The sequence below is a fragment of the Exiguobacterium sp. s57 genome (genome assembly GCF_018617685.1).
Lineage (GTDB): Bacteria > Bacillota > Bacilli > Exiguobacteriales > Exiguobacteriaceae > Exiguobacterium > Exiguobacterium marinum.
Map to the genome: position 1 here is coordinate 129,031 of NZ_JACSKR010000002.1, position 18,396 is coordinate 147,426.

At 48.1% G+C, this 18,396-nt stretch carries 23 protein-coding genes and 1 pseudogene; 3 read left to right on the forward strand and 21 right to left on the reverse strand.

The window, feature by feature from the left end:
* Positions 1-8 precede the first annotated feature (8 nt).
* From atpA to KNO98_RS07030, 7 genes are all read right to left on the reverse strand, one after another.
* Entirely contained in the window at positions 9-1,517 is a 1,509-nt protein-coding gene (gene atpA / locus KNO98_RS07000; RefSeq protein WP_026825092.1) for a F0F1 ATP synthase subunit alpha, read from the reverse strand.
* Positions 1,518-1,535: 18 nt separating this feature from the next.
* Entirely contained in the window at positions 1,536-2,069 is a 534-nt protein-coding gene (locus tag KNO98_RS07005; RefSeq protein WP_214700163.1) for a F0F1 ATP synthase subunit delta, read from the reverse strand.
* Positions 2,069-2,596, reverse strand: a complete 528-nt coding sequence (atpF, locus tag KNO98_RS07010; RefSeq protein WP_026825090.1) for a F0F1 ATP synthase subunit B — start codon at positions 2,594-2,596, stop codon at positions 2,069-2,071. Before atpF ends, KNO98_RS07005 begins: the two co-directional genes overlap by 1 nt.
* A 71-nt stretch (positions 2,597-2,667) precedes the next feature.
* The gene (atpE, locus tag KNO98_RS07015) at positions 2,668-2,889 is read right to left on the reverse strand and encodes a F0F1 ATP synthase subunit C (RefSeq protein WP_012727360.1); all 222 of its coding nucleotides are present in this window, start codon (positions 2,887-2,889) and stop codon (positions 2,668-2,670) included.
* Between the two features lie 65 nt (positions 2,890-2,954).
* Entirely contained in the window at positions 2,955-3,692 is a 738-nt protein-coding gene (atpB, locus tag KNO98_RS07020; protein WP_026825089.1) for a F0F1 ATP synthase subunit A, read from the reverse strand.
* Entirely contained in the window at positions 3,692-4,099 is a 408-nt protein-coding gene (locus KNO98_RS07025) for an ATP synthase subunit I (RefSeq protein ID WP_214700165.1), read from the reverse strand. The genes atpB and KNO98_RS07025 overlap by 1 nt, the downstream gene beginning before the upstream one ends.
* Positions 4,096-4,323: a hypothetical protein gene (locus KNO98_RS07030; RefSeq protein ID WP_026825087.1), complete on the reverse strand. Its 228-nt coding sequence runs from the start codon at positions 4,321-4,323 to the stop codon at positions 4,096-4,098. The genes KNO98_RS07025 and KNO98_RS07030 overlap by 4 nt, the downstream gene beginning before the upstream one ends.
* Positions 4,324-5,155: 832 nt before the next feature.
* On the opposite strand from KNO98_RS07030, the gene KNO98_RS07035 reads away from it, so the two are divergent.
* Positions 5,156-6,280 (forward strand): ABC transporter ATP-binding protein, encoded by a 1,125-nt coding sequence (locus KNO98_RS07035; RefSeq protein ID WP_214700167.1) that lies wholly within the window; start codon positions 5,156-5,158, stop codon positions 6,278-6,280.
* The gene (locus KNO98_RS07040; protein ID WP_214700169.1) at positions 6,277-7,863 is read left to right on the forward strand and encodes an ABC transporter permease/substrate-binding protein; all 1,587 of its coding nucleotides are present in this window, start codon (positions 6,277-6,279) and stop codon (positions 7,861-7,863) included. Before KNO98_RS07035 ends, KNO98_RS07040 begins: the two co-directional genes overlap by 4 nt.
* Here KNO98_RS07040 and KNO98_RS07045 read toward each other — a convergent pair.
* The 11 genes and pseudogenes from KNO98_RS07045 to glyA all read right to left on the reverse strand — a co-directional run bounded on the left by KNO98_RS07045 (position 7,839) and on the right by glyA (position 15,946).
* A complete protein-coding gene (locus KNO98_RS07045; RefSeq protein WP_353047748.1) occupies positions 7,839-8,081 on the reverse strand; it encodes a diguanylate cyclase in 243 nt (80 codons plus the stop codon). The two genes, KNO98_RS07040 and KNO98_RS07045, sit on opposite strands and share 25 nt — an antisense overlap.
* Positions 8,056-8,211: a zinc ribbon domain-containing protein gene (locus KNO98_RS14825; RefSeq protein ID WP_214700171.1), complete on the reverse strand. Its 156-nt coding sequence runs from the start codon at positions 8,209-8,211 to the stop codon at positions 8,056-8,058. The genes KNO98_RS07045 and KNO98_RS14825 overlap by 26 nt, the downstream gene beginning before the upstream one ends.
* A pseudogene (locus KNO98_RS14700) lies at positions 8,180-8,423 on the reverse strand (IS200/IS605 family element RNA-guided endonuclease TnpB); the annotation flags it as partial. The gene KNO98_RS14825 and the pseudogene KNO98_RS14700, both read right to left, overlap by 32 nt.
* Positions 8,424-8,484: 61 nt before the next feature.
* The gene (gene upp / locus KNO98_RS07055) at positions 8,485-9,114 is read right to left on the reverse strand and encodes a uracil phosphoribosyltransferase (protein WP_026825086.1); all 630 of its coding nucleotides are present in this window, start codon (positions 9,112-9,114) and stop codon (positions 8,485-8,487) included.
* A 97-nt stretch (positions 9,115-9,211) separates the two neighbouring features.
* Positions 9,212-10,426, reverse strand: a complete 1,215-nt coding sequence (locus KNO98_RS07060) for a hypothetical protein (protein ID WP_214700173.1) — start codon at positions 10,424-10,426, stop codon at positions 9,212-9,214.
* Positions 10,427-10,633: 207 nt separating this feature from the next.
* Positions 10,634-11,299 carry a hypothetical protein gene (locus tag KNO98_RS07065; protein ID WP_214700175.1) on the reverse strand — a complete coding sequence of 222 codons (666 nt, stop codon included), beginning with the start codon at positions 11,297-11,299 and terminating at the stop codon, positions 10,634-10,636.
* Between the two features lie 110 nt (positions 11,300-11,409).
* On the reverse strand, positions 11,410-12,645 hold the full coding sequence (locus KNO98_RS07070; protein WP_214700176.1) for a sensor histidine kinase: 1,236 nt from the start codon (positions 12,643-12,645) through the stop codon (positions 11,410-11,412).
* A gap of 3 nt (positions 12,646-12,648) precedes the next feature.
* Positions 12,649-13,326 carry a response regulator transcription factor gene (locus KNO98_RS07075; protein ID WP_214700178.1) on the reverse strand — a complete coding sequence of 226 codons (678 nt, stop codon included), beginning with the start codon at positions 13,324-13,326 and terminating at the stop codon, positions 12,649-12,651.
* 66 nt (positions 13,327-13,392) lie between these two features.
* Positions 13,393-13,641 (reverse strand): hypothetical protein, encoded by a 249-nt coding sequence (locus KNO98_RS07080; RefSeq protein WP_026825081.1) that lies wholly within the window; start codon positions 13,639-13,641, stop codon positions 13,393-13,395.
* Positions 13,642-13,740: 99 nt separating this feature from the next.
* A complete protein-coding gene (locus tag KNO98_RS07085) occupies positions 13,741-14,688 on the reverse strand; it encodes a hypothetical protein (RefSeq protein WP_214700180.1) in 948 nt (315 codons plus the stop codon).
* 4 nt (positions 14,689-14,692) lie between these two features.
* Positions 14,693-15,946, reverse strand: coding sequence for a serine hydroxymethyltransferase (gene glyA / locus KNO98_RS07090; protein ID WP_026825079.1), 1,254 nt, complete (start codon positions 15,944-15,946; stop codon positions 14,693-14,695).
* A gap of 131 nt (positions 15,947-16,077) precedes the next feature.
* On the opposite strand from glyA, the gene KNO98_RS07095 reads away from it, so the two are divergent.
* Positions 16,078-16,863 carry an alpha/beta hydrolase gene (locus tag KNO98_RS07095; RefSeq protein ID WP_214700182.1) on the forward strand — a complete coding sequence of 262 codons (786 nt, stop codon included), beginning with the start codon at positions 16,078-16,080 and terminating at the stop codon, positions 16,861-16,863.
* A gap of 48 nt (positions 16,864-16,911) precedes the next feature.
* Here the strand turns inward: KNO98_RS07095 and KNO98_RS07100 are convergent, their stop codons facing one another.
* The 3 genes from KNO98_RS07100 to KNO98_RS07110 are packed head-to-tail and all read right to left on the reverse strand — an operon-like array spanning position 16,912 to position 18,396.
* The gene (locus tag KNO98_RS07100; protein ID WP_152538869.1) at positions 16,912-17,445 is read right to left on the reverse strand and encodes a TIGR01440 family protein; all 534 of its coding nucleotides are present in this window, start codon (positions 17,443-17,445) and stop codon (positions 16,912-16,914) included.
* A 5-nt stretch (positions 17,446-17,450) separates the two neighbouring features.
* A complete protein-coding gene (gene rpiB / locus KNO98_RS07105; protein ID WP_026825076.1) occupies positions 17,451-17,891 on the reverse strand; it encodes a ribose 5-phosphate isomerase B in 441 nt (146 codons plus the stop codon).
* A gap of 4 nt (positions 17,892-17,895) precedes the next feature.
* The gene (locus KNO98_RS07110; RefSeq protein WP_034770840.1) at positions 17,896-18,396 is read right to left on the reverse strand and encodes a low molecular weight protein arginine phosphatase; all 501 of its coding nucleotides are present in this window, start codon (positions 18,394-18,396) and stop codon (positions 17,896-17,898) included.

Here is an 18,396-nt window from a genome sequence, read left to right on the forward strand (position 1 = left end):
TCACCGGATTAAACCGATGGCGAGAACGTCTTTTTGAATTCCGTAATTGCATCGACCATTGCCTCGTCTGAAGGAAGGTTTCCTGTCTGACGGATTTCACGGCAGAGGTCTTTACGGTTTTGGTCGAGCCATGCGTTCATTTCTGTTTCAAAACGACGAATGTCTTCGACTGGGATGTCATCGAGATGACCTTTCGTGAGTGCGTAGATGATGATAACTTGCTTGTCTACTGAAAGCGGTTCGTTCAAGTCTTGTTTCAAGACTTCAACCGTACGCTGACCACGGTTCAACTTTGCTTGCGTCGCTTTATCGAGATCTGACCCGAACTGTGCGAACGCTTCAAGCTCACGGTATGATGCGAGGTCAAGACGAAGTGTACCAGCAACTTTCTTCATCGCCTTCACCTGAGCCGAACCACCAACACGTGATACTGAAAGACCGGCGTTAATCGCTGGACGTACCCCAGAGAAGAAGAGGTCCGACTGAAGGAAAATCTGACCATCCGTGATCGAAATAACGTTTGTCGGAATATATGCTGAGATATCCGATGCTTGTGTCTCGATGAACGGAAGTGCTGTCAATGAACCACCGCCGAGTTCGTCGTTCAACTTCGCCGCACGCTCAAGAAGGCGTGAGTGGAGGTAGAAGACATCCCCTGGGTAGGCTTCGCGGCCTGGAGGACGGCGGAGAAGTAGCGAGAGCTCACGGTAAGCTGCCGCTTGTTTCGAGAGATCATCATATACGACGAGGACGTGTTGTCCACGGTCCATGAAGTACTCACCCATCGATACCCCTGCGAATGGTGCGAGGTAAAGAAGTGGTGCCGGCTGTGATGCCGATGCCGAAACAACGATTGTATAGTCGAGCGCGCCGTTTTGACGAAGCGTCTCTACTACGCCACGTACAGTCGATTCTTTCTGACCGATAGCAACGTAAATACAAATCATATTTTCTTCTTTTTGGTTGATGATTGTATCGATCGCAACCGATGTTTTACCTGTTTGACGGTCACCGATGATGAGCTCACGCTGACCACGACCGATTGGAACGAGGGCGTCAATCGCCTTAATTCCTGTTTGAAGTGGTTCGTGAACTGATTTACGTGCCATAACGCCATAAGCTTTACGCTCAATCGGGTTATAGTTGTCGGTCACGATTGGTCCTTGACCATCGATTGGTTGTCCGAGCGGGTTCACGACACGTCCGAGGAGTGCTTCACCAACTGGAACTTCCATGATGCGACCTGTACGTTTGACAGAGTCGCCTTCTTTGATGCCTTTGTAGTCGCCAAGGATGATAATCCCGACGTTACCTTCTTCTAAATTTTGCGCCAAGCCCATTACGCCGTTAGAGAACTCTACGAGTTCCCCCGCCATAACGTTATCGAGTCCGTGTGCACGAGCGATACCGTCACCTACTTGAATGACTGTACCTGTCTCACTGACTTCGATTTCAGAACCGTACGAAGCGATTCGTTCTTTTAGCAGGGCGCTGATTTCTTCAGCTTTGATTGTCATTGAATTCACCCCTATTTCTTACGCATTCAACAATTCACGCTCAAGGCGTGTAAGTTTCGTTTCGATCGTATCATCGTACGTCGTGTATCCGACCTGGACACGGAGTCCACCGATGACTTCTTCATCGACGACGTTCTTCAATTGGAGCGTCTTCCCAAGCTTCTCTCCAAAGACGAGTTCGACGTCTTTCAAGTCTGTTGCCGACAACGGGTAGGCGCTTGTGACAATACCCTCTGCAATCCCACGGTAGTCGTTGATGAAATCGCGGACGTAACGTGGCAATGCGCGAACCTCTGCCGCACGGTCGTTCTCGACCATGACGAGAAGTGTGTTCACGACAATCGCCGTCATATCACCAAAGCTGTCTTTTAAAAGTTGTGCAAGCTCGCTGTCACTGACTGCCGGATTTGTTAAGAGATCCATGAGTTCAGGAGTCGCGTGGAGCACTTCATCGAGCAGACGCACTTCCGCTTCGACTTGGTCGAGCGTGCCTTGTTCCCGCGCTAAGTCGAAGAGCGCTTTGGCATAGCGTTTTGCTAATGATGCGTTCATCAGTTCGCACCTTTCGCTTTAGACAGGAAGTCTGTGACGAGGGCACGTTGTTTCGCTTCATCGCCTTTAAGGTCTGATTGAAGGACGTGGCGCGCTGCCGAGAGCGCCTGTGTGACGACTTCGGTTTGAAGGGATTGTTTCGCAAGCTCACGCTCGCGCTCAATCGCTTTCTCTGCCTCGATTTTAATTTGTTCGGATTCCAAACGCGCCTGCTCCACCAAGCGTGCTTGTTCCGCTTCTGCTTGTCGACGGCTTGCATCGAGCATTTCTTTTGACTCTGTACGTGCCGCACTAAGTGCATCACGTTGTTCGACGACATAGTTTTCCGCATCTTTGCGGCTCTTTTCAGCGAGTTCAATTTCGTTCGCTACATACTCTTCACGCTGTCTCATCATTCCAAGGAGTGGTCCCCAAGCAAATTTCTTCAACAGGGCCAAGAGTACGAGGAATGTGAAAATTGTAAAGATCATATCCAGAATGCGGAGGCCTTCGCCGCCAGCACCAGCTGCAATCATCATCGTATCCATGCATACCCTCCTCTTGACTAAATAAGTGAGGGAGACGTGCTCCCTCTTATGCTATTCTCGTTAACTCGAAATCAAGAGTTGAGGAGAAGGAAACCGACAGCCACACCGATGATTGGGAGGGCCTCAACCAAACCGATACCGATGAACATCGTTTGACGAAGTTCGTTTTTAAGTTCTGGTTGACGTGCTTGTCCTTGTACTGTTCCGTATACGATCAAACCGTTACCGATACCAGCTGCGAGTGCTCCAAGTCCGATAACAAGTGCTGTTGCGAGAAGATTGAGTTGTTCCATTGTGTATATTCCTCCTAAAAGTTAAGTAAATAATTTGATTGTAACGCTTTGGCGAGATGTCCGAATTAATGTTCGGCCGAAGCTTTGTGCCCGATGTACACCATTGCAAGCGTCAGGAAAATGTAGGATTGGATAACCCCGATAAAGATTGAAAAACCTTGCCATAGAATCATTGGGAAGACCGCAAAGATTGCGCCGAGTGGGTTAAGTGCTCCTTCGGCTGTAATCGCGAGTCCCAAGATGATGGTAATCATGATTTCACCGGCAAAGATGTTACCGTATAGACGCAAACCGAGCGTCAACGTGTTTGCAAACTCCTCAATCAATTTGATCGGAAGCAAGAACCAGACTGGTTTCACGAACTCCGCCGAATAGTGTTTCAACCCGTGTAGCTTCACCCCATAATAGTGCGACATTGCAACGACGAGTGTCGACAACGCCAATGTTACGTAAGGATCGGCCGTCGGTGAGTTGAACCACAGATAGTGTCCGGAAATGACGTTAAACGGTAGACCCATCAAGTTTGAGAAGAGAATGAACAAAATCAACGTCATCCCAAATCCGATAAAGCGGCCACCTGTCTTCCAGTCCATCGCACTTGCGATGATTCCACGTACGAACTCTGCGAAGAATTCCATGAAGTTTTGTTTGCCAGTCGGCTTCATAGCCAAACGTCTTGTCCCCCAGATGGCGAATGCGAAGACGAGTAAAGCTGCTATTAGCACTGTAATGACGTTCGTCCAGCTCCCGTATAACGTATAGTCCCCAAAGTGCAGAGAATATGTGGGAAACTCATGACCCATTAATATTCACCTCTTTTCCTGCTGAGCTGGGCAAGTGTAAACTCGCCAAATTGTATGATGTGGCCGGCGATTAGACCAGTTACCACCGCGATGACGGACACCCGATCCTCGTAGAGAAGACCGACTATCACTGCTAACGCACCGACCGCCATTCTTGAAACGGTCCCATGCGACTTTGGTCGTCGTCCATGCTCGATGACGTCATACATGCGAATGACGCTTCGATTCTGCATATGTAGAATAATGAGACTTCCGACCCCGCCGATGAACAACCCGAGAAATACGGTTTTATACATCGGGATGATGAGGGCGCCAATCAACAAAATCGCAAACCAGACGGTAAACCATTTCGTATAACGCTTCATCAATTCTTTCTGTGCTTTTCTGTCTGCTTGAATCGTATTCATTCGTCCTCTCCTGTCAATAAACTCCGAAGGGTGAGAACTAGCGCCGTAATCCCGAACACGAGTCCGAGGATAATCGACACATTCCAACCAAACGTGCCCCAAAATTCACGTCTTTCGCCGTACTGTCCGACGAGATAACCAATGACGATCGGTCCGGCAAGTGCTGTCGAGATTTGTGAAGCGAGCGAGGCGTAGGATAGATAACGATTGTCTTTTTTCGCCATCTGAATCCTCCTTTCGATCATTACGTGATCCTCTGTTCTTCACTAATTCACACTCGCGTGACCATCAAAAGTCACACAAGTTCAGAGTAATAGAAATGGCATAAGAAGTCAATGGATTTCACAATTATAAAAGCGCTTTAAATCAAGTCATATCAATAGTTTTACGCACTTCATAAACTAAATTAAAATCATCAAATTTCAAGAAAGTATGAAGAAATGGTGAAATAAAAATGTTTACTTTATAACATTTCATATTACGAATCAGATGAAGAATAGTTCAGTTATACCTTCACGTTTTGGAAATTACAATGCCAAACGACTTACGTTCACAAAAGGTTTTGAAACAAACGCTTCCCTGATTTTGAAATCGTTTACATCTTCCTGTATCAGTATACCGATTATCTTTTTGTCGTGTCGAGGGCTTAAGGATAATTTATAGTGACAAACCTCACGCTAATTTCCATTTGTATAATCACCCGAACCCCCATCCCATTAATCTAGAATGATTGGACAACAACAGTTCGCATGGTCACGGTTGCAATGTAAGCGCCACCAAATATGTGTCTTTTTTGTGACTTTCTTAACTGATGCTCGCATTTAATTTTAAAGGATCTGAAGAATGGATAGTGTGAACCGATTAGGCGAGGAGTTCGGTACGATATCATCTTCAAGGATTCGATATAGGATTTGTCTTTGTTGAACAAAAGACAATATATTTCCCCGCTTTGTTCGATTTTCAAACGTTTTTTTCAAAAATAATGTTTACAATCATCTAATAAAGGGCAAATTGATATAAGGTTATGTGAAAATAATTATTGAGAAGGGTGAATGCATGATTGAGTTTAAACAAGTGAAGAAAATGTTCAAGAGTACGACCGTCTTGAAAGAGATGAGCCTCACCATCAACAAAGGTGAACTCGTCGTCTTCATCGGCCCGTCTGGCTGTGGAAAGACGACATCGCTCAAAATGATTAACCGATTGATCGAGCCAACAGAAGGTACGATCATCGTCAACGGGCAAGACACTCGGAAAATGGATTCTATCGAGCTCCGACGTCAGATGGGATATGTCATTCAACAAACCGGCCTCTTTCCGCACATGACGATTCGCGAGAACATCCAATTGATTGCTAGCATTGAGGGACACGCTGAGCAAGAAATGGATGCGCGCACCGAACACCTACTCCGCATGGTCGGCCTTGAACCAGATCAATTTATCGATCGCTACCCAAGCGAGTTGAGCGGCGGTCAACAACAACGTATCGGATTTGCCCGCGCCCTTATGAACGATCCTGAAGTCATTTTAATGGATGAACCGTTCAGTGCCCTCGACCCTGTGACCCGGAATGACCTGCAAGAAGAGCTGTTCAACCTACAAGAAGAAGTGAAAAAGACGATTGTATTCGTTACCCATGATATGGATGAGGCGATCAAGCTAGCCGATCGTATTTGTATTATGCGCGATGGAGAAATCGTTCAGTTCGATACCCCGGAGCAAATACTCCGGAATCCACAAGATGAATACGTCGAGTCGTTCATCGGGAAGAATCGAATTTGGAACAGCCCTGAATTTATTAAGGCGAAAGACATCATGATTACCGACCCGGTATCAATCAGTGGGAAACGGACCGTGCTTCAAGCAATTGAAATCATGCGTTCACGTAAAGTTGATAGCCTTTTGATTACAGATCGTGACAGCACACTTCAAGGACTCATCAAATTGAAAGATGTCCACGGCATTCAAGACAAGACGAAGCGTCTCGAGGAAGTCATGAACGTGAATTATGCTTTTGTTTCAATTGAGGACTCACTCCTCGACATTCTAGACGTCATGAACACGAGCGACCAAGGTTATCTCCCCGTCGTCGACGGTTCGACGCTTCACGGTTTGATTACACGCAGTAGTTTGCTTTCCGTCCTCAGTGAGCAATTCATGCAAGAGGAGGGAACACTATGAACGCCATTCAATCGTTTTTCAATTACTTCGCGAGCAATACAAACCAAATCGGAACGCTCTTGCTTGAACACTTACAACTGACGGTGTTCGCTGTCTCGCTTGCAGTCCTATTAGGGGTACCACTCGGAATTCTTATCTTACGGATTCCGCGACTTGCGAAACCGATTCTCGGTCTGACAAGTGTTGTCCAAGCCGTACCAAGTTTAGCGCTCCTCGGTTTCCTTATCCCGTTCATCGGCATCGGGTCAACACCGGCTATCATCATGGTCGTCTTGTACTCGCTTCTCCCGATTGTAAAGAACACGTACACAGGACTATCGAGCATTCCAGGTGACACGCTCGAGTCGGCCAAAGGAATCGGCCTGACCGACCGCCAGATTTTAAGTAAAATTCAACTCCCGCTCGCACTCCCAATCATCATGGCTGGGATTCGCATTTCGGCCGTCACGGCCGTCGGTCTTATGACCATCTCCGCGTTCGTCGGGGCCGGTGGTCTCGGTTATCTCGTCTTCGCCGGAATTCAGACCGTCGATAACAACCAAATTCTTGCTGGTGCCATCCCAGCCGGTCTACTCGCACTGTTAATCGACTTCATCGTCAGTCGTATCGAGTACAAGGTCGCACCGAACGGCATCGTCCTCGCAGATGGCCGGATGAAGAAGAAGACACATCGTTCGGCGAAGAAAGTCACGAAGCCACTCATCGTCCTCGCAACGGTGTTCACCCTTCTCCTCGTCGGTTCAATTTACGCTTTCACCCGTGAAGACGATACGATTGTCGTCGGCTCGAAAAACTTCACCGAACAACTGATTCTCGGTAACATGGTCGCGGACTTGATTGAAGACCGGACTAATCTCGATGTGAAACGTCAATTGAACCTCGGTGGAACTCAGGTCGCCTTCAGCGCCCTTCGGACCGGCGAAATTGATACGTACGTCGAATATACAGGCACGCTGTTCGTCGACGTATTGAAACAAGATGTCGAGAACGACCCGGACGTCGTCTACGACAAAGTCGTGACACAAGTAAACGAGCGCTTTGACATCCGTACGCTCGACCCAATCGGCTTCAATAACACGTACGCTATCGCCGTCAAACAAGAAGATGTCGACACGTATGATTTAAAAACCGTCTCCGACCTCGCCGCAGTGAGTGACGAACTCGTATTCGGACCAACGATTGAATTCTCGAATCGGGAAGACGGATATCTCGGCTTGAAAGAAACATATCCGTTCAACTTCCAAGACGTAAAACCAGTCGACGGCGGACTGCGCTATACAGCCCTCATGAACAATGAGAGCAATGCCATTGACAGCTTCTCGACCGACGGCTTGCTCAAACGCTTCGACTTGACCGTCCTCGAGGACGACAAACAATTCTTCCCACCTTATTACGCAGTACCGATCGTCAGTGAAGAGACGCTCGCCGAGCACCCTGAGCTCGCAGACGTATTGAACTTACTCAGCGGGAAAATTACGGACGAGACGATGCAAGAACTCAACTACCTTGCCGACGTCGAAAAACAACGTCCAGAAAAAGTTGCTCGCGACTTCCTCATTCAAGAAGGATTGATTGAACAATAAGTAGACCAAAAAGGCGACATCCCGTTTGAACCGAACTGAACCGGGAATGTCGTCTTTTCATGTATCAATTTTATCCAACATTCGTCTTCCATCCACTTGATACAAGCGTCTCCCACTAAATGACCATACGTATCGTTGTAAACCTTAGACACATCGATGTCGAGCATCAGAAACGCGATACTTTTCTGTTTCTCACTCCGACATCGGCCCCCACTCACGGTCTCTTTCTTCTTTTAAATTGAGTCCTGCGTTCACATCACGGTCGTGGTGGATGCCACAATTCGGGCAGGTCCACTCGTGCAGACCGAGGATCCCGTTTTGGAAAAGTTTCGATATCCTGTTCGACAATCAAGGAGACGAAGTACTTGCCTGACGCGTTGCGGCGGATCGTCGCGCTCAGGATGCGTCCCTCGACCCGTCTCGAATTGACGAACCGCACCCATTTCAGCTTCGGGAGCTTGAGCCGGTCACCGACGATCGAGACCTCGGGGAGCTAGGACTTCCCCCTGGATGTTCGCCGTGTAGGACTGGACGAGGTTCCGCTTCGACTTGAAGCGGGGATGAATCGCCTAATTTTAGATAAAAAAGAGGATCCTTAGGACCCTCTCATCAGATTCAAGATTATTTTGTACCAAACAAACGGTCACCCGCATCCCCAAGTCCAGGAACGATATAACCGTGATCATTTAACTTTTCATCGAGTGCCGCGAGATAAATCTCCACATCCGGATGTTCTGCTTGCACACGTTCTACGCCTTCCGGTGCTGCACAAAGACAAGCCAACTTGATGGACTTCGCTCCGTGCTTTTTAAGTGAAGCGATAGCATCGGCAGCCGAACCGCCTGTTGCGAGCATCGGATCGACGACGATGAAGTCGCGTTCCGTCACGTCTGTCGGAAGTTTCAAGTAGTATTCATGTGGCTCAAGTGTTTCTGGATCGCGATAGAGACCGATGTGACCGACTTTTACGTTCGGCATCATTTTGAGGAACCCATCCACCATACCAAGTCCTGCACGTAAAATTGGGACGATTCCCAATTTCTTGCCGGCAATCATTTTTTGAGTCGAAACAGAGACCGGTGTCTCGATTTCTACGTCTGTCAGGGGTAGGCTGCGCGTGATTTCGTATGCCATAAGTGAAGAAACTTCGTCGACGAGTTCACGGAACTGCTTCGTCCCCGTCTCGACTTTACGCATAATCGTCATTTTGTGCTGAATCAAAGGATGGTCATAAACATGTACTTTTCCCATCTTGCTTCACTCCTCTCTCATTCTCTCTCGAGCATTGTACCCTAACTCTCTAGAGATGGGTAGAGTCAACTTCTATTTTGTCAAAGGTCAGACACCCTCACGGTTGATTGACTTTGAAATAGTCATTCGAAGGTAATTCATATGACCTGGACGTTTTTTCGTCGACCAAGTAAAGTTCCGTTTCCGTTTTCCACACGTCAAATGACTGTTCCGTCAATTCTTCATACAGGTGTAACTGTCCGGTCTGAACGGCTGTAGTCGGCATCTCTCGCATCTTTACGTGAAACAGCTCGTCAAACAATTCTTGGGTCTTCGGTCCGTCTAACCAAATGGTATTTTCGTCCGATTCGAAAACGGCCAACCTTGTCTCTCCGTCGGCCGGGCGTGACGACATTTTATTTGTCACCGGGCGACGGACATGACCCCAGATCTCAAGGACAGTGCCGTATGTTTTCGACAGTGCCAATGAAGTCTGTTTCGCCACATCTCCCTCAATCGGTTGATCTGATAAAATAATTCGCTTCATCAGTTCACGATGATCCCCTTCGAGAGAAAGCCCCTCTTCTTTTGTATCAATTTTCATATAAGGAGCCTCATACATACTCGGAAGAACGAGTTGTCTTGGCGATGACTCTTCTCCAAACCGAAGTGCGACCCGATTATCGGCTCGCCTCGTCAAAAAGACATACCCTTCATTTTCTCCACTTTTAAACGGGAAGAGTTTCGGCTCGATAATCGGGTCGAGTGTGCGTCCATTCCTGACGGTCTCGAACGTCACATAAATCGCTCCCGTATCTGGTGTCGTGTAGCGAAAAGCCGAATTCGAAATAACCTCTTCATGACTGTCATTCAGGTTGAATACATTAACGATTTGTTTGATGTCGTCGACGCGTTCGAATTCAATCGTCGAAACCACGTCTGACTCTCGAAAGTAGTCTTCGTCGAGCGCTTCAAATTCTTGAATCGGTTTTACGGAAAAAGTTCGCTCCATCAGTTGATTGCTGTTCGAACAAGTGATATATCGCTTATTCCCTGTCGCAAAGTACTTTACGGTTTTAGATCCGAGTACTTCATATAAAGGGTGATGGAATGTTACTTCTGCCACCTTAGCTCTTCGCTTCGGTAAGACATCGGTCGGTTGACGCTCGCAATATGTAAGAATTTGTTTTTTTGTTTGTTCTGATAATGACATCTCAGGTTCTTGCTCGACTCGATAGGAAGACAGAGGACGTAGTTCAATCGCATTCAACGTCTCGGAACCACATCCACTCAACAAGATACAACTGAGAAAGATTCCCCAACACACTCGCATTGATGTCCCCTCCCATTCCCAATTAGGTGAAAAACCCCTAAATTTTTCTTGTACATCATAACATATAACCTATTTTTGTGATGATTTCAGAATTATTACGTTTCTGATGATGCCCCTAAAGCAATTCCATCCTTTTTCTGACTTAACGTCTAGCAACCAAAAAAGAACTAATCGATCAAAAGAGATTAGTTCTTTTCAGTCATTCCATCAGTCGTATTCTCGCTCATCTTTAGATGAATCATCTTGCTCATACTGGTCGTCCTCTGATTCACGATCTACTTCAATGACTGCTTCCTCTCGATTCAATTCAAGTTTGACGAAGTCTCCGACTCGCGGTGTGTCGTCATCAATTTCAGCACGTGCAGCTAGTGGATACGCTTTATCGGTTCCATCGATATTAATCGTAACTTCTTGACTCGTGAGTTTGACGAGTGTGCCGTAAACGTACCCATCATCGTCGCCACTCTCACGGTCCACTTCTTTCACTTCATCATTTCGATTCAATTCGAGCTTGACCCGGTCCCCAACTCGCGGCGTGTCATCGTCGATTTCATGTGTGGTTGCTAAACGGTATGTGGATTCTTTTCCATTGAAGCTAATGGTGACATCCTCTTTCGACAACTTCACGAGTGTACCGTACAGTGCATAGTCGTCCCCATCCTCCACTTGTGATGATGAATCATCTGATGCGTTACTCGAGTCATCCGGTGTAGCGGAATCACTTGAGTTGTCCGCTGATGGATTACCGCTCGTTTGGTTGATTGCTTGTGGCTCGATGACCGTGTCCGTCTGATTACCACTAACATAAAATCCAATCCCTACAATTGCCATGACGCCAAGTAAAGCTCCGATGATCCAGCCGATGCGTTTCATGTTATTTCCTCCTCGTTGTGTTCCGTTCTTCTTATTTTCATCATAAGCTTTGTGCGTGAGAGAGCATTTAAGGCTTCATTAAAATTTGATGAGAAAATAAGGAGCATTCATCATCGAGTCAGGAAAAATACACTACCATCGGGATCATTCGATATACTTCCAATCGTCCATTCATTCAAGTTCGCCACTTCTTTCGCAATCGCAAGACCGAGACCGCTTCCACTTCGATCTCGTGCTTCATCCAATCGATAAAATCGGTCGAACAGACGATTTCTTATTTCATCTGAAAGGATTGGTCCTCTATCACGTACTTCAATCCGATCACTCTTCAAATGAAGAGTCGTCTCCTCTGCATACTTCAAACTATTATCAATCAAAATGACAAGAATCCGTTGTAACGACTCACGATGACCAAACCAACTGCCCGTCGCTTCGATGGGGAGGTGGACGCCGTGCGACCGTAAAAAACGTTCCGTTAACGATTCCCCGAGTTCAGCTAAATCGATTTCTTCTCGGTCGACCTGATCGAGTGCCGTGAATCGATTCAATTCGAGCATGGGTTCAATCAAGTCATTTCGCATTTTTCGTGACTCCGTCAAAATATGATCAATTGCTTCGTTGCGCACACCCTCATCTTCTTGTCCCCATCGTTGTAATAACTTCGCATAGCCTTCGATGACGGTCAACGGTGTTTTAAGTTCATGTGAAACATCGGCGACGAAACGGCGTTGTTGCTCCATCGTTCCTTCGACCCGCTCGATCATATGATTGAATCCGTGCGAGAGTGTCGTCACTTCATCCTTTCTGTCATCCACTTCGATCGTCTCTAACTTCCCGGATTTGGTGATGCGTTCCATCGTGTCTGTCAATCGTCGTAACGGTGACAAGCCTTGACGTAAAATCCACCACGTTCCAAAGAATGTCGATATGACTGCAAGGAAAAACATGACAAGAAATATGGTTGCGAGTGCTTGAATCGTGTTGCTCACGGCCCGATCTTGAAAGCCGAACGCTAAGCCGTCGGTCGTTGCGACCACAAACCAGTCATCAATAAGTGCCGGCTCGCCATAATTGATGGGGAATGTCGTCCCATTCGGTACCTCTCCACCGATGATTCCCCACTCTCCGCTTTCTTGGCGTTCCAATACGACACTATCCTTATGGAGCGATAATACGGCATCACTATTCCGGACATCTTCTTCTAAAATATTCAGTGCTTGCAGTAACACGTCAAAGCGCGAATCCACAATCTCTTGACGGGCAACGAACCATGTCACACCAAACGAGATGAAAAGGAGAATCAACATGAATCCTGTCATCGCCCATGCGATTTTTGTTCGTAACATCGGTCACTCACCACGCTTCAACATATAGCCGACACCGCGGACCGTTTGAATCCAGGAACCTGTCAATTTTTTTCGAACATAGCGGACATATACATCCACGACGTTCGTATCACCGAAATAATCAAATCCCCATACTTGTTCGACGAGTTGATCACGTGTCAGCACACGCTCAGGATGTTCTAAAAAGAAAACCAATAGATCAAATTCGCGACGTGTCAAATCGACTTTATTTCCTTCACAATATACTTCATGCCGATTCACATCGATCGTTAATGTCTCATATGTTAACACTAGTTCAGAATGGTCTTGATGAACGAGCTGACGCATGCGCAAAAAAGCTCGAATCCGGGCAAGCACTTCTTCTATTTCAAACGGTTTCGTGATGTAGTCGTCTGCACCGAGGTCGAGACCGCTCACTTTATCGTAGCGATCTCCTCGAGCTGTCACCATCAGAACCGGCACCAGAGGTCGCTCTTCTTTCAGACGACGGACCACCTCAAGTCCACTCATCTGAGGCAACATAATATCGAGTAAGACGAGGTCGATGTCATCGGCAAGCGCCCTCTCCAGACCACCACGACCGTCCGTGGCCACGACGACGGCATATCCCGCATGCTTCAACTCCAGCTCTAACAATCGTGCAATCTTCAAATCATCTTCTACGACGAGAATCGTCTGCATCCCGCTCACTCCTTTGAAAAAAACGCCGAGCGACTCGCTCGACGTATTGTTATTCATTTCCCGAAATCAATCAGCAAAAAACAGACGAACTCCTTCTGGAATCGCTTGCTCGACCCGTCTTTCTAACTCATCTTCCCATTCATCCCACGTCGTATCGACTTGATCGATCTGCTGTTCGACTTCCATCGCCGCCAGCGATAGTTGTGTCAAGCTAGATTGGCCGGGGGAAGTGAAGAATAAGAATCCGGCAAGTCCGATTCCTATAAGTCCGATTGCGAAAAGCGTTGTTCCAATAGTTTTCATTACACGTTTCATGCACGCATCCCTCCTACTCAAATCATACGACAAGAAAACGAGAAATCGTGGTGGCCTTCATTAGAATTCTATGAGAAAAGGCGCCGCTCACGCAGCACCTTACTCTTCGAGCACGGACTTCGCAATCGGTGCCCAATATGTCCCTTCCATTTCTGAAACGGTCGTCAACGTATCGCGATAAGCGGGATCATTTGCCTTTTTCTCGGCAATCCCTTTCATCCATAAAACATCCGCTTTGTAACCGGATTCCGGATAAGAATCGACATAATTTGCATAATCAGTAATTTCTGCTTGTCCTAACTTATTGTCGACGAGAAGTCGATAAAATCCGACTGCTTGTTCTTGACCAGCTTTCGCTTTACCACCCAATAGTCGATCAGCTTTTTCGTACTGCTTGTCTTGAACGAGCGCTTCAACTTCGGTCAGCGGGACAATATTCGTCGAAACGGCCGGCGCTTCTTCTGTTGACTCAGTCGGTTTCTGCTCGTCCGAATCTTGAAGTTTCTCATTCTCTTCTTCGAGTCGCGCGACTTCCGCTTCTAACTCCTCAAGGCGTTCCGCGAGCGCCTCCTCCTCGGTCACCGTCTCCATGACGACTTGGTCCGATTCGTCCGGTGTAACGACTGGTGGTTCAGCATCTGGCCAAAATGCGAGCACGCCCGCCGCGAGACCGACGACGAGTGGAAGCCCCAGCCATTTCTTATCAAACTTGAATACTTGTCGCCATTCGGCTAAATCCGAATGTTGGATGACAGCCGACGAGAACGAACGAAAGCGGCGCTTGGCCGCTTTTTTCCCGTTCGCCTTCACTTCTAGCGCAAGACCTAGTCGATGGAAAGCAGCAGGCACTTTCATCCCGAGGAGCGGCACGATGCGTTCACTCGCTTCTTCATAATAGCCATGATCGAGGAGTGTCGTGATGACCTCAAACTCACTGGCGACAAGACGGAAAGAAGGGTCGTATTCCCCTTTACGAGCCAACCATTCCGTCATATCAAACAATGGGAGTTCGGCCAGCTCTCGTTCTGCTAGTGTCCGGATATCCATTGACTCAGCCTCGTTCAGGATAGAGTGGGAACTTCGCAGTTAACGTTCGCACGTCTTGAAGTGCTTCTGCGAGTACCGACTCGTCTTCATGATGTTTGAGCACACGACCAATTAAACGTGCTACTTCTTTCATATCCTCTTGTTTGAAACCGCGTGTCGTCATCGCCGCCGTTCCAAGACGAACACCGCTTGTGACGAATGGTGATGCCGGGTCGAACGGAATCGTGTTTTTATTAACCGTGATCCCCGCTGCATCAAGTGCGTGCTCCGCTGCTTTTCCCGTGATGTCGATGCCGCGAAGGTCGACGAGTAAGAGATGGTTGTCCGTTCCGCCCGATACGATTCGGAGTCCCTCTTCTTCAAGACCTGCCGCAAGGGCTTGCGCATTGGCGATGACTTGACGCTGGTAATCCTTGAATTCCGGTTGGAGTGCCTCACCGAATGCGACCGCTTTCGCTGCGATGACGTGCATAAGTGGTCCTCCTTGGATACCTGGGAAGATTGACTTGTCGATTGCTTTGGCGAACTCTTCTTTACAAAGAATCATCCCGCCCCGTGGCCCACGAAGTGTCTTGTGTGTCGTCGTCGTGACGAAATGCGCATGCTCGACTGGGTTCGGGTGCAGACCCGCCGCCACGAGCCCGGCGATGTGCGCCATATCGACCATGAGGTAAGCATCCACACTATCCGCGATCTCGCGGAACTTCGCAAAATCGATTGTGCGTGGATAAGCCGAAGCCCCTGCCACAATCAATTTTGGCTTGTGTTCTTTCGCGAGCGCTGCGACAACGTCATAGTCAATGTGTTCTGTCTCTTTGTCTACACCGTATTCGACGAAGTTGTATTGGATACCCGAGAAGTTGACCGGGCTACCGTGCGTCAAATGACCGCCATGAGAAAGATTCATCCCGAGCACCGTGTCTCCTGCTTCAAGCACCGTAAAATAAACCGCCATATTCGCTTGCGCACCAGAGTGTGGTTGTACGTTCGCATGTTCTGCACCGAACAATGCTTTCGCACGGTCGCGCGCCAAGTTTTCCGCAACGTCGACAAATTCACAGCCGCCATAGTAACGGCGTCCCGGATATCCTTCGGCATATTTGTTCGTCAATACGCCTCCTTGCGCTTCCATGACCGCTTCTGAAACAAAGTTTTCTGAGGCGATGAGTTCGATGTTGTCGCGTTGACGACCGAGCTCGTGTTGCATTGCCTCAAACAATTCCGCATCCTGCACTTTTAACTTCGTCGTGTTTACCATGTGAAGCCCCCCTCTAAATGTCTAAAAATCAACATCCCCATCGTACCATACGCTTGTTTTTTTGGGTATCGCTATAATCTGACGGAAAGTTGGGTATCATTAGAAAGAATGCAACTGTGAGGAGGTCACTTATGATTGAGACAAAAGAAATGACGATTACACCGTTCGAACGTAAACGAACAGTCCGAATTTACACGCCTGCTGACTATGAGACATCGGAAAAACAGTATCCGGTCCTCTACATGCATGACGGACAGAACTGCTTTAATGACGAGGACGCGAGCTACAAGATGAGCTGGCGCGTAAGTGAATATCTGAACGACTCGAAGCGCGACTTAATTGTCGTTGCGATTGATAGTGCGCCAGGCGAACAACGACTTGATGAGTATGGACCATGGGAAAATCCCTTCATCGGGGAAAGTTTGCTCGGACGAGACATCGTACTCGGAGGGCAAGGTTCAGCCTATATCGAATACATCGCTCAGGAATTGAAACCTCAAATCGATGCCGACTATCGGACCATCCCGGAAGAAACGGCGATGATGGGCAGTTCGATGGGTGGGCTTATCTCCGTGTACGCAGCGTGTGTATATCCAGACATCTTCAAGCGGGTCGCTTCCCTGTCGTCCGCGTTTTGGTTCAACCAAACGGAGCTGGAACAATTGATTGAAGCGAGCGACGTGAAGGGCGTCGAGCGTCTTTACTTAGACGTCGGCGCCAAAGAAGTTGAGGAACCGATGGAGAGCGGTCCGACGAACGAGATGTATCGCGAATCGAGCGAACGCGTGTATAACTTGTTAAAGGACAAGGTCGAACACATCCGTTTCGAAGTGATTGAAGAAGGCGTCCATAACGAACTTGCCTGGCGCGAGCGCTTCCCGATGGTCGTGTCGTATTTATTCGGTGAAGAATTATAATCACAAAAAAGCATCGCATCCGGTCGAAAAAACCGAATGCGATGCTTTTCATTTGTTTGGATATTGAGCCCGTGGCCCACCAATCAGTTTCGGTCTCGTAATCGCGAACGTGACGTACGCCTCCCCGAGATGCTTCGATGATAGTCGGACCGGAATGGCGACCGGCTTCAAATGCATCCCAATCAATGTCGAGCCGATATCAATTCCAGCATCTGCTTGAATCGATTCGACGACACACGGCTCATCGAAGATTGCATAAGCTTTCTCTGACATCGCTCCGCCGGCCGCGCGGACCGGGACGACTGTCACTTCAGTGAGGCCGAACTGTTTAAGTGTCCGGCGCTCAACGGTGAGGGCACGATTGATGTGCTCGCACCCTTGAAACGCCAGATGGACACCCGTCTTTTCTCTAAATTCAAGGAAGGCTTCCATCAACTCACTTGCGACGTCGATGGACCCCGCCTTGCCGATTTTTTTGCCAAGGACTTCACTTGTGGAGCACCCGATGACGAGAATACGCTCATCATGTAACGGAAACAGTCCGTTTAGCTCCGTTAATAATCCGAGAAGTTCCGTCTTCATCAGGCTCACTTCGATTCGTAAGCGCTCATCTTGCCGACACGATTTGAATGGCGACCGCCTTCAAAGTTCGTATCGAGCCACGTCGTCACCAAGTCGAGAGCAAGCCCAGGTCCGATGACACGCTCTCCCATCGTCATGATGTTCGAGTCGTTATGCTGACGTGTCGCTTTCGCGCTGAATGAATCATGGACGAGTGCCGCACGAATCCCTTTGACTTTGTTCGCCGCAATCCCGATTCCGATTCCTGTACCGCAAATCAAGATCCCACGATCGAACTCACCAGCCGCGACAGCTTCAGCGACCGGGATGGCTACGTCTGGGTAGTCAATCGATTCGGCTGAGTGGGTCCCGAAATCTTTATACTCATGTCCAAGCTCTTCAAGCAAGGCTACAATTTCTTTTTTTAAGTTGAATCCGCCGTGATCGGCGCCAATTGCAATTTTCATTCGTTCATTCCCCCGTCTTCTTTGGTAGGCGTCTCGGTGGTTTCGTCACCTTTGACCCATCATTCGTTAATTTTAACACAAGTCGATTCACGAGTGGCTCAAGTTCATTTCGCACTTGGCGATAGACATTCATCGAGCCGCCAAACGGGTCGTTGATGTCTCGTTCAAGTCCTGTTACGAATTCATAGAGCGTGTACGTCCGCTCCCCTAAATCCGGGTATGTATCCCGGATTTGTTCACGGTGCGCACGCGTCATCGTCAAGATGATGTCCGCCCAGTTTCCTAACACCTCATCAAACGTTTGCGTGACATGATCGAGTTCAATCCCACGTTCTCTGAGAACTTGCAGTGCATTTTCAGAAGCATCGAATCCTTGCATCGTCCGTAGACCGGCAGAACGAATATCAAATTCATCTCCTGTCATTTTCGAACGGAGCAAGGCCATCGCCATCGGGCTTCGGCACGTGTTGCCACTACATATGAATAATACGCGTTTCATTGACAT

Excerpts from the sequence above, each read along its gene's own strand:
- KNO98_RS07080 (WP_026825081.1), bottom strand. The coding sequence starts at position 13,641 with ATGAAACGTGTAATGAAAACTATTGGAACAACGCTTTTCGCAATCGGA.
- KNO98_RS07085 (WP_214700180.1), bottom strand. The coding sequence starts at position 14,688 with ATGGATATCCGGACACTAGCAGAACGAGAGCTGGCCGAACTCCCATTG.
- rpiB (WP_026825076.1), bottom strand. The coding sequence starts at position 17,891 with ATGAAAATTGCAATTGGCGCCGATCACGGCGGATTCAACTTAAAAAAA.
- KNO98_RS07035 (WP_214700167.1), top strand. The coding sequence starts at position 5,156 with ATGATTGAGTTTAAACAAGTGAAGAAAATGTTCAAGAGTACGACCGTC.
- atpA (WP_026825092.1), bottom strand. The coding sequence starts at position 1,517 with ATGACAATCAAAGCTGAAGAAATCAGCGCCCTGCTAAAAGAACGAATC.
- glyA (WP_026825079.1), bottom strand. The coding sequence starts at position 15,946 with ATGGTAAACACGACGAAGTTAAAAGTGCAGGATGCGGAATTGTTTGAG.
- KNO98_RS07005 (WP_214700163.1), bottom strand. The coding sequence starts at position 2,069 with ATGAACGCATCATTAGCAAAACGCTATGCCAAAGCGCTCTTCGACTTA.
- KNO98_RS07070 (WP_214700176.1), bottom strand. The coding sequence starts at position 12,645 with ATGTTACGAACAAAAATCGCATGGGCGATGACAGGATTCATGTTGATT.
- KNO98_RS07065 (WP_214700175.1), bottom strand. The coding sequence starts at position 11,299 with ATGAAACGCATCGGCTGGATCATCGGAGCTTTACTTGGCGTCATGGCA.
- KNO98_RS07075 (WP_214700178.1), bottom strand. The coding sequence starts at position 13,326 with ATGCAGACGATTCTCGTCGTAGAAGATGATTTGAAGATTGCACGATTG.
- KNO98_RS07030 (WP_026825087.1), bottom strand. The coding sequence starts at position 4,323 with ATGGCGAAAAAAGACAATCGTTATCTATCCTACGCCTCGCTCGCTTCA.
- KNO98_RS07025 (WP_214700165.1), bottom strand. The coding sequence starts at position 4,099 with ATGAATACGATTCAAGCAGACAGAAAAGCACAGAAAGAATTGATGAAG.
- KNO98_RS07040 (WP_214700169.1), top strand. The coding sequence starts at position 6,277 with ATGAACGCCATTCAATCGTTTTTCAATTACTTCGCGAGCAATACAAAC.
- atpB (WP_026825089.1), bottom strand. The coding sequence starts at position 3,692 with ATGGGTCATGAGTTTCCCACATATTCTCTGCACTTTGGGGACTATACG.
- KNO98_RS07110 (WP_034770840.1), bottom strand. The coding sequence starts at position 18,396 with ATGTCAATGAAACGCGTATTATTCATATGTAGTGGCAACACGTGCCGA.
- KNO98_RS07060 (WP_214700173.1), bottom strand. The coding sequence starts at position 10,426 with ATGCGAGTGTGTTGGGGAATCTTTCTCAGTTGTATCTTGTTGAGTGGA.
- KNO98_RS07100 (WP_152538869.1), bottom strand. The coding sequence starts at position 17,445 with ATGAAGACGGAACTTCTCGGATTATTAACGGAGCTAAACGGACTGTTT.
- atpF (WP_026825090.1), bottom strand. The coding sequence starts at position 2,596 with ATGGATACGATGATGATTGCAGCTGGTGCTGGCGGCGAAGGCCTCCGC.
- upp (WP_026825086.1), bottom strand. The coding sequence starts at position 9,114 with ATGGGAAAAGTACATGTTTATGACCATCCTTTGATTCAGCACAAAATG.
- KNO98_RS07095 (WP_214700182.1), top strand. The coding sequence starts at position 16,078 with ATGATTGAGACAAAAGAAATGACGATTACACCGTTCGAACGTAAACGA.
- atpE (WP_012727360.1), bottom strand. The coding sequence starts at position 2,889 with ATGGAACAACTCAATCTTCTCGCAACAGCACTTGTTATCGGACTTGGA.